The 8,154-nt window shown below is 60.8% G+C and carries 6 protein-coding genes; 1 reads left to right on the top strand and 5 read right to left on the bottom strand.

The window, feature by feature from the left end:
* Positions 1 to 415: 415 nt before the first annotated feature.
* The 4 genes from HY282_14690 to HY282_14675 are packed head-to-tail and all read right to left on the bottom strand — an operon-like array spanning position 416 to position 2,091.
* Entirely contained in the window at positions 416 to 1,087 is a 672-nt protein-coding gene (locus HY282_14690; GenBank protein ID MBI3804999.1) for a class I SAM-dependent methyltransferase, read from the bottom strand.
* Between the two features lie 47 nt (positions 1,088 to 1,134).
* A complete protein-coding gene (locus tag HY282_14685) occupies positions 1,135 to 1,380 on the bottom strand; it encodes a sulfurtransferase TusB (GenBank protein MBI3804998.1) in 246 nt (81 codons plus the stop codon).
* Entirely contained in the window at positions 1,377 to 1,724 is a 348-nt protein-coding gene (locus HY282_14680) for a DsrE family protein (protein ID MBI3804997.1), read from the bottom strand. The genes HY282_14685 and HY282_14680 overlap by 4 nt, the downstream gene beginning before the upstream one ends.
* Before the next feature lies 1 nt (position 1,725).
* A complete protein-coding gene (locus HY282_14675; GenBank protein MBI3804996.1) occupies positions 1,726 to 2,091 on the bottom strand; it encodes a DsrE family protein in 366 nt (121 codons plus the stop codon).
* 669 nt (positions 2,092 to 2,760) lie between these two features.
* On the opposite strand from HY282_14675, the gene HY282_14670 reads away from it, so the two are divergent.
* Complete coding sequence (locus HY282_14670; protein MBI3804995.1) at positions 2,761 to 6,171, top strand: M20/M25/M40 family metallo-hydrolase; 3,411 nt, start codon at positions 2,761 to 2,763, stop codon at positions 6,169 to 6,171.
* Positions 6,172 to 6,295: 124 nt separating this feature from the next.
* Here the strand turns inward: HY282_14670 and HY282_14665 are convergent, their stop codons facing one another.
* On the bottom strand, positions 6,296 to 8,083 hold the full coding sequence (locus tag HY282_14665) for a hypothetical protein (protein MBI3804994.1): 1,788 nt from the start codon (positions 8,081 to 8,083) through the stop codon (positions 6,296 to 6,298).
* Positions 8,084 to 8,154 lie beyond the last annotated feature (71 nt).

Here is an 8,154-nt window from a genome sequence, read left to right as displayed (position 1 = left end):
TTGCCGCGCAGTCGCTTACGATCTTTTTGTTGATTCAGAAGATTACTGGCTCTAGATTTATCTCCTCGGTGGCACGCTGAGTCGGAGAGAAAGGGCCCCACTGGGGGATGGGTGGAGCGAGGACGCAGTGCGCCACCGCTATAAATGAATCGTTCCATCGACCTTTACAGGGCGCCTGTCTGAGGCGCAGTCCGCACTGCTCTTGTGCGGTCGCGCCGAGTTCGGCCGTGGGGGGGAGCAGGGGGGGAAGCCCCACCGCTGCACGGGGAAGCCGAAGGGGGCCGGGCAGTCGGCCCCCACGGTGGGGGGTGGGGTAAAACCCCACGAACTTAAGGCAGGGGGTGTGGGGCAAAGCCCCATTCCACTTTCTCTTGATTTCTAATTATTCATCATTTTCCGATTGATCAATCGTGTCCTATTTCCTCCCAACATGAATCGCCACAATTCCACCGGTCAAATTTTCATAAGCCACCTCAATCAATCCGGCAGCCTCCATTCTTTTCTTTAACCCTCCTTGGTCCGGAAATTTTCGAATGGAGTCGGGAAGGTAGGTGTAGACGCCGGTGGGGTCTTTGGAGACCCACGTCCCGATTTTGGGAAGGAGGATGAAGGAGTAGAAGTCGTAGAGCTTGCGGAGGGTTGGGGTGGTGGGACGGGAGAATTCGAGGCAGGCGAATTTGCCGCCCGGCTTTAAGATACGATAGATCTCGCGGAGCGCCTGGTCCAAATCGGTGACATTGCGCATGCAGAAGCCGGTGATGACGGCGTCGACCGAATCATCGGGGAGTGGGAGGCGCTCGGCGTTGCCGAGGGCGCAGATCGCTTGGTCGATTCGGCGGACGGCGAGCTTTCGCCGTCCGATCCGGAGCATCGGCTCGTTGAGGTCAAGGGCGACGACCCGGCCCTTTCCTCCGACCGCGCCGGCGGCAAGCACCGAGAGATCGGCCGTTCCGGCGCCGATGTCGGCGACGCTCTCGCCGGGCCGAAGTTGAACCGCTTCGATCGTCCGGACCTTCCAGCGGTGGTGGAGGCCGAAGGAGAGAAGGGTGTTGTTCAGATCGTAGAAGCGGGCGATCGAGGAGAACATCTTCTGGACGGCCCGTTCTTTTTCGGAGGGAGGGGGCGGGGCGTAGGCTACCACGTGATGACCCGGTCGTGCTCGGCGATCAGCCGGGCGATCTCGGCATAGTCGACCGCCGGGTGGGGCGAGGCAATCCCGCGCGCCGTCAGATCTTCCCGGCAGGCGTAGGTCTCCGAAGGAAACGGCCCTTTGGCGAAGACGCCGTCTTGGATTAAAAGAACGGCGGCCTGCCGATCTTGCGCGATCGCCTCCTGCGCCAGCGGATCGTTTGTCTTTCGGACGATATGGAGCGTCTTCATCGAAAGGGGATCACCACCTCCGCCTCGGAGATCAGATTGAGCGCTTCTGGGTGCGAGAGCCGCTTCGTCCCGTCGGGAACCGTTTCGATCCCCCGGTCGGCGAGCGCCTCCGCCTCGGCATAGAGCTGAACGCGGACTCTCGGGAAGTATTCCAGATAGGTTTCAATCGACGGCTGTCCGACCGCCTCGGCTTTCAACGGCAGCAGGCTCCAGACCCCGTCTCCCATCAGCAGAATCGAGACTTCATTTTCGGAGAGAATCAGCCCCATCGTCATTCGGAATGCCTCGCTGGTTCGGAGGGTGTTGAATGGGCTCTCTTGAACGATGACCAATACGCGCTTCACATCACGCTCCGAACGAGAGAAAGCGGTCCGACCGGGCGACGATTCGAGAGAGCGCATGTTGCGAGAGCCAGCCGATGCCGGGGATCGCATCGGCCTCGAAGATCCCCCGCCCTTCGGCCGACTGGGTGCAAAGCGAGACGGTTAAGCCTTCCTTTATTAATTTTTCGAGCTGGGCGGCGGGGCTTTTCGGCGATTCGATTCGAACAAGATTATAAATGCCGTCATCCATCAAAAAAAGCGACACCTGATGTCCGGCGGTGAGGAGCGCTTCGATTAGTCGGAAAACGGTGTGGCTGTTTTGATGCTCGGGGCTTGTGGTGAGCAAAAAACCGATCGTCAGTTGTGTGGGGGGAGTGTTGGTTTCCATGGGAGTAAAAAGGGTTTTATCATAGCGGGGGGGGGTTGTCAACGAAAGGCGTCGGGGCGTGGCCCCGGACCCCGGGTACTGCCTGGAGTCGTGGGGTTTCCCCCCACACCCCACCGCGGGGGTTGCTTGCCCAACCCCCTTCGGATTCCCAAGGGACACCAGGGGGCAGACCCCCTGGACCCCACGGTCACAACTTGCACCACGCGCGGGAGGGCACCGCGGATGGTGCTTCGACAAGGTGACCTGATTTGGAAGGGAGTATGAGACGTCTGATTTGGAACGCGCAAGATGGCGGGCACAGCACGCCCTGGACGCGCACTGTCTTACGTTCTTAGTTCTCCATCAAACTAGAAAGAGATGAAGCGTGATGAGGCCTGCGGCCTCGAGGCCCCTGCGTACTCTAATCAAACGTAGCATCGACCCAATCAGGTCGAGCCGCAGCAGTCCGCGCTGATCTTGCGCGGTCGCGTGGCATTCGACCGTGGGGCGCAGGGGCTTGCCCCCGCTGCACGGGGAAGCCGAAGGGGGCTGGGCACGCAGCCCCCGCGGTGGGGCGCGGGGCAAAGCCCTGCTCCATCATCTCTTATGCCCAATATTAATGGATCGCCCCTTGACACAACGCACCCAAAATCCTTTAATGGCGGAAAGCCTTCCCTCGGAGAAATTCCAATGAAGCCACTTCGATATCTCTTCCTGCTTGCCTTGATCTTTGTCCCCGCCCCCCTCCACGCCGCGCTCCACCATGAGATCAAAATCGCCCTGACGCCGGAGAAGGGGCGAATCGAGGTGACCGACACGATCACCCTTCCCGAGGCCGACCCCCAGCTTTCCTTCCTTCTGCACGCGGGACTCGCACCGACCTCCCCGACGCCGGGGATCAAGCTCACACGCAAAAAGAAGCCGTCCAAATCGATGGTCGGCCTCGATCCGGAGGGGAGCGGCCTTCAGATTCCGATCGAGGAGTACCGCGTCACCCTCCCTGCGGGGGAGCGGAGGCTTATTCTAAAATACCAGGGAGCGATCGACCACCCCAAAGAAGGGGGGGAGGCGTATGGCCGCAGCTTCGATGAGACGCCCGGTGCCCTCTCTCCGGAGGGGGTCTTCTTGGCCTCGGCCAGTCTTTGGTATCCCTGGTTCAATAACGATTTAATCACCTTCACGGTCGACGCCCGGATGCCGAAGGGGTGGGAGCTGATCAGCCAGGGAAAGCGGATGAAGCATCTCCAGAAGGAAAGCGGCGCGGAGATCCGATGGGAGTCGCGCGAGCCGCAGGAGGAGATCTATCTGGTCGGCGGGCCGGCGACCGAGTACCGCCATCCGGCCGGCGGGGTGGAGGCGCTCGCCTTTCTTCGGAAACCCGATCCGGCGCTGGCGGAGAAATACCTTGGGGTGACCGGGCAATATATCGACCTGTACCAACAGCTGATCGGACCGTATCCGTATAAAAAATTTGCCTTGGTCGAGAACTTCTGGGAGACCGGCTACGGGATGCCGTCGTTTACGCTGCTCGGATCGCAGGTGATCCGCCTGCCGTTCATCCTCCACTCTTCTTATCCCCACGAAATCCTCCACAACTGGTGGGGGAATGGGGTCTATGTCGATTTTCCGACCGGCAATTGGAGCGAGGGGCTGACGGCCTATCTTGCCGATCATCTGATTTCGGAGCAGCGGGGCGGCGGGCCGCAGGCGCGGCGGGCGTCGCTTCAAAAGTATGCCGATTACGTGGCAGAGGCGACCGACTTTCCGCTCACCGCCTTCCGCGGCCGCCACAGCGCCGCCACCGAAGCGGTCGGCTACGGCAAGACGTTGATGTTCTTCCACATGCTCCGGCAGCAGCTGGGAGATGCGCTCTTCATCAAAAGCCTTCAGGCGTTTTATCGCGAGAACCGGTTCAAACGGGCCGGTTTCGCCGATCTCCAGCGGGCCTTCTCCGCCGTCGCCGGACGCGACCTCCAGGCTGAATTCGACCAGTGGGTCACCCGGCCCGGCGCGCCGGTCGTTCAGCTCTCCGAGACGACGGTGAAACAGGAGGAAGAGAAATATCTCCTCACCGCGACCTTGGAGCAGACCCAAGCGGGTCCGGCCTATCAGCTGCGCGTCCCGGTCGCCGTGACGGTGGCGGGGCGGGACGCGGCGTATCAGATGACGGTCGAAATGAAGTCGAAGGAGCGGACCTTCACCCTCTCCCTTCCGGCCCGGCCCCTTCGGATCGATGTCGATCCGGAGTTCGATCTCTTCCGACGGCTCGATCGAAACGAGATCCCAGCCGCCCTCTCGCTCGCATTCGGGGCGGAGAAGGGATTGATCCTCCTCCCCGCCGCGGAATCGGCGGATTCGAAAGAGCTGCTCGACGGATATCGACAGCTCGCGGAGGAGTGGAAGAAGACGCAGTCGATGGCGCTGGAGATCAAACTCGACAGCGAGGTCGCTACCCTTCCTTCCGATCGGGCGGTCTGGCTCTTCGGCTGGAACAATCGGTTTAAGATAAACATGGTCGGTGCCTTGGCCGACTACCACCTGGAAATCGGCGGCGTTCAGCCGAAGGAGGGGGCCGGCCTCCAAGAAACGGTCTTAAAGGTCAACAACGTCACGATCCCGATTCCGAATCACTCCCTCGTCTTCACGACGCGGCATCCGGACAATCCGGCCCGCTCGCTCACCTGGATCACCACCGACCGCGCCGCGGCGCTCCCCGGATTGGCGCGGAAGCTGCCGCACTACGGTCCCTACAGCTATCTTGCGTTCGAGGGAGACGAGCCGACCAACGTCGTGAAAGGGCAGTGGCCGGTCCGCGACTCGCCGATGACCCGCTTGCTCCTCAATGAGAAGGGGGAGAAGGGGACCCCTGCGACGGTCGAGCGCGGCAAGCTCGCCGCGCGGCATGCCTTGGCAGAACTTCCTGCGACTTTTTCCGATGCCCGGATGATGGAGGAGATCCGCTTTCTCTCCGCCGAGGGATTACAGGGGCGCGGGTTCGGGACGCCGGCGCTCGATCGGGCGGCGGACTATCTCGCAACGAAGTTCCGTGAAGCGGGACTGCAGCCGGGCGGGGAGGAGGGGAGTTATTTCCAGCGCTGGAAAGAGCGGGGAGGGGAGCCGGAAGGGGAGGCGACGTTGAAGAATGTGATCGGCGTGCTCCCGGGGCGAAAGCCGGAGTGGGCCGGTCAGAGTATCGTCGTCGGGGCGCACTACGATCACCTCGGTCAGGGCTGGCCCGACGTCCGCCAAGAAAACAGAGGAAAGATCCACCCCGGCGCCGACGACAATGCGAGCGGGGTGGCGGTCTTACTGGAGCTGGCGCGGAGCTTGGCGAAAGAAGGACCGCCGGAGCGGACGGTCATTTTCGTCGCCTTCTCCGGCGAGGAAGCGGGCCGCCGCGGGTCGAAATATTTCGTCGCCCATTCAAAAGACTTTCCCCTCGAGAAGATGATCGGGATGCTCAATCTCGACACGGTCGGGCGGCTCGGTGCGAACAAGCTGATCGTCTTCGGCACCGGCTCGGCCGAGGAATGGGTCCACCTTTTTAATGGCGCCGGTTTCGTGACCGGCGTGCCGATCCAACCGGCGCCGAAAGACCTCGGGGCGAGCGACCAGGTCAGCTTCGCCGAGGCCGGCGTCCCCGCCATCCAGCTCCACAGCGGTCCGAATGTCGACTATCACCGTCCTTCCGACACCGCCGACAAGATCGACCGGGAAGGGTTGATCAAGGTCGCGTCGGTGCTGAAGGAGGCGACCGTCTATCTGACCTCCCGGCCGGGCCCGCTGACCTCCCTTCTCCCGCAGCGCCGTCTCGGCGAAGCGCCGCCGGTTCCCGGAAGAAAGGTCAGCCTCGGAACCCTTCCCGATTTTGGATATCAAGGAGAAGGGGTCCAGCTCGAAGGGGTGATCGCCGGATCGCCCGCCGACCAGGCGGGGCTGCGGAAAGGGGATCGGATCGTCCGGATCGGCACGACGCAGATCCATGACCTCCGCGCCCTCTCCGAACTGCTCAAGACCCTCCACCCGGGCGATCGGATCTCCCTCCTTTTTATCCGCGACGGAAAAGAGCAGACGGCCGAAGCGGTGGTGAAGGAGCGGTAGGCCGATTGCGGAAGGCGGATTTCGGATTGCGGAAGACGGAAGAGGAGAACAATCAGCGGTGCCTGGCACAAAAATAAAAAGGGGCCCCGAAATCGGAGCCCCTTCCTATCGCCTCTAAAAAAGCTTAATGTTTCGCCGCCGCCACCGCAGCAGCCACCGCCACCGTAAAAAGTCCTTCGTCTTCTTGCGAAAGTTTAAACTTCGTCCCCGCCGGAGCAAACTCGCCGAGATCGCCTGCAAAAAGATCCTCAATCATCTTCTTCACGAAGTCTTTCCCCATCTGGGCCGCCCCCATTCCGAGTCCCTGCGCCTTCGCCTGCTGGACATTCCCGAACTCCAACTCCTTGCTCCCGCCGAATTCAGCGGGAAGGGTGAAACCGTCGAAAACGATCCGGGCGCTGTTTAACGGCTCAATCATTCCGATCAAGGTTTTGGCCACCTGATCCATCGGCAGAATCTGCGCCGGCTTGATGTTCGCCGCCTGCGGGAACTCGCGAAGGGTCTCGTGCAATTTCACCTTGGCATCGTTCATCATCAACATCGGCTCGATCTCTAAAAGTTTTTTGCAGATGTCGCCATCGCCCGGCAGCTTCTTGGCCGATTCGATCACCTTGATATGCATCATCGGGAGGTCAAACCGCTCCAGCACCGGCCGTTTGCTCTTTTCGTCCACACGGAGCCAGCGGAGCAGGCGGGCCTTCAGGCTCGGGATTTCGGAGAAGAGCTTGTCGGCGAGCTTCGCCTGAACGTCGGCGTGGAGCCCCTTTCCTTCCAGAAGCTTCTCCATCTCCGCCTCCACCTCTTGATCCGGAACGAAGCCGGAGATGGCATCGATGGTCGTCTTCTGCGCTTCAAGCCGCAGGCCGGTAAAGTTCACCTTTACCATCCGGATCAGCTCGGCGCGGGTCTCCGGGGTCTTGAAGGTCCCGATGAGACCGACGACATTCTGCTTTTGCAGCTCGTCCTGAACGCGGTGCATCAATTCGAAGAGCTTGGCGAGCCGGGCCGCATCGGCCGGCAGATTCCGGAGCCCCTCTCTCGCATGATCCTTGTCGAGGGCGGTGGTCGACGGCAGCCGGAGCTGATACAGATTGAAGAGCGCCTCCCACACCTCGCTTTCAAGCGGGATCGTTTTCTTCTCCTTCCGGGCGACCTTTGCCCGAGAGGCCAGGGCGATCGCCGCCTCTTTGCGGATATTCTCGCTCCGATTCGTCAACGCGTTGATGAGAACGCGGATCATCGGCTCGGTGCTCGGATATCCGATCGACGGTCCCTCTTTCGGCAGCGTTTGGATGAAGGCCCTCATGATGTGAATCGCCGTGTCGTCTTCCTTCACCGTCTCGGCGTTGGTCAAGAGCGTCTCGAGCCCCGCTGGAGGATATTTCCCCTGGGTATACTGGGCGAAATGTAAAAGCGCTTCCTCGCCCCCTTTGGGGAGCATCTCAATCAAAAGCGAGGTGATCTCCTCGGTCGCGCTGAAATAGCTCAGCGTCTTATAAAGCTCCATCCAGACCGGGTTGTGACCGTCCCCCTCGGCCCGAAGGCGCGCGATCAACGTCTCCCGCAGCTTCGCTTCGAAGAGAGGCCGGTCATCCTTCCGCTTCTCCGTCACCAGCTGAACCAGAAGGTTTCTCAGGAGAATGGCCGTCTCCAAGCGGATCTCTTTTTTAGGAACGGAGAGAAGAGAGGCGATCGAGCCGATCGTCTCCGGGTTAAACGGAAGGCGTTTGAGCAGCCGCATTTCGAGCTTCTGGATCCACTCGACCGGCTCCTTCTGCACGATTGGGATTAAGATCGTTACGATCTTCGGATCAGGCACCGCGCTATTGTAGACCAGCTTCTCTATTGTCGACTGCCGTACCGTGTCCGGCGTTTTCGCCGGATCGAGATTTACCTCTAACTCTGTCGCCATTCGTCCCCCCGTCCTCATGATCTAAAATTAAAAAACTGTAATTGTCTTTTATACCCCAACTCCCTGCACGA

This window comes from Candidatus Manganitrophaceae bacterium (assembly GCA_016200325.1).
In the GTDB taxonomy this organism is placed as follows: domain Bacteria; phylum Nitrospirota; class Nitrospiria; order SBBL01; family Manganitrophaceae; genus Manganitrophus.
This window is presented reverse-complemented; position numbering and strand designations above follow the sequence as displayed.

What these genes read in the sequence shown, in the direction of transcription:
- HY282_14685 (MBI3804998.1), bottom strand. Translation starts at nt 1,380, where the DNA reads ATGAAGACGCTCCATATCGTCCGAAAGACAAACGATCCGCTGGCGCAG.
- HY282_14665 (MBI3804994.1), bottom strand. Translation starts at nt 8,083, where the DNA reads ATGGCGACAGAGTTAGAGGTAAATCTCGATCCGGCGAAAACGCCGGAC.
- HY282_14670 (MBI3804995.1), top strand. Translation starts at nt 2,761, where the DNA reads ATGAAGCCACTTCGATATCTCTTCCTGCTTGCCTTGATCTTTGTCCCC.
- HY282_14675 (MBI3804996.1), bottom strand. Translation starts at nt 2,091, where the DNA reads ATGGAAACCAACACTCCCCCCACACAACTGACGATCGGTTTTTTGCTC.
- HY282_14690 (MBI3804999.1), bottom strand. Translation starts at nt 1,087, where the DNA reads ATGTTCTCCTCGATCGCCCGCTTCTACGATCTGAACAACACCCTTCTC.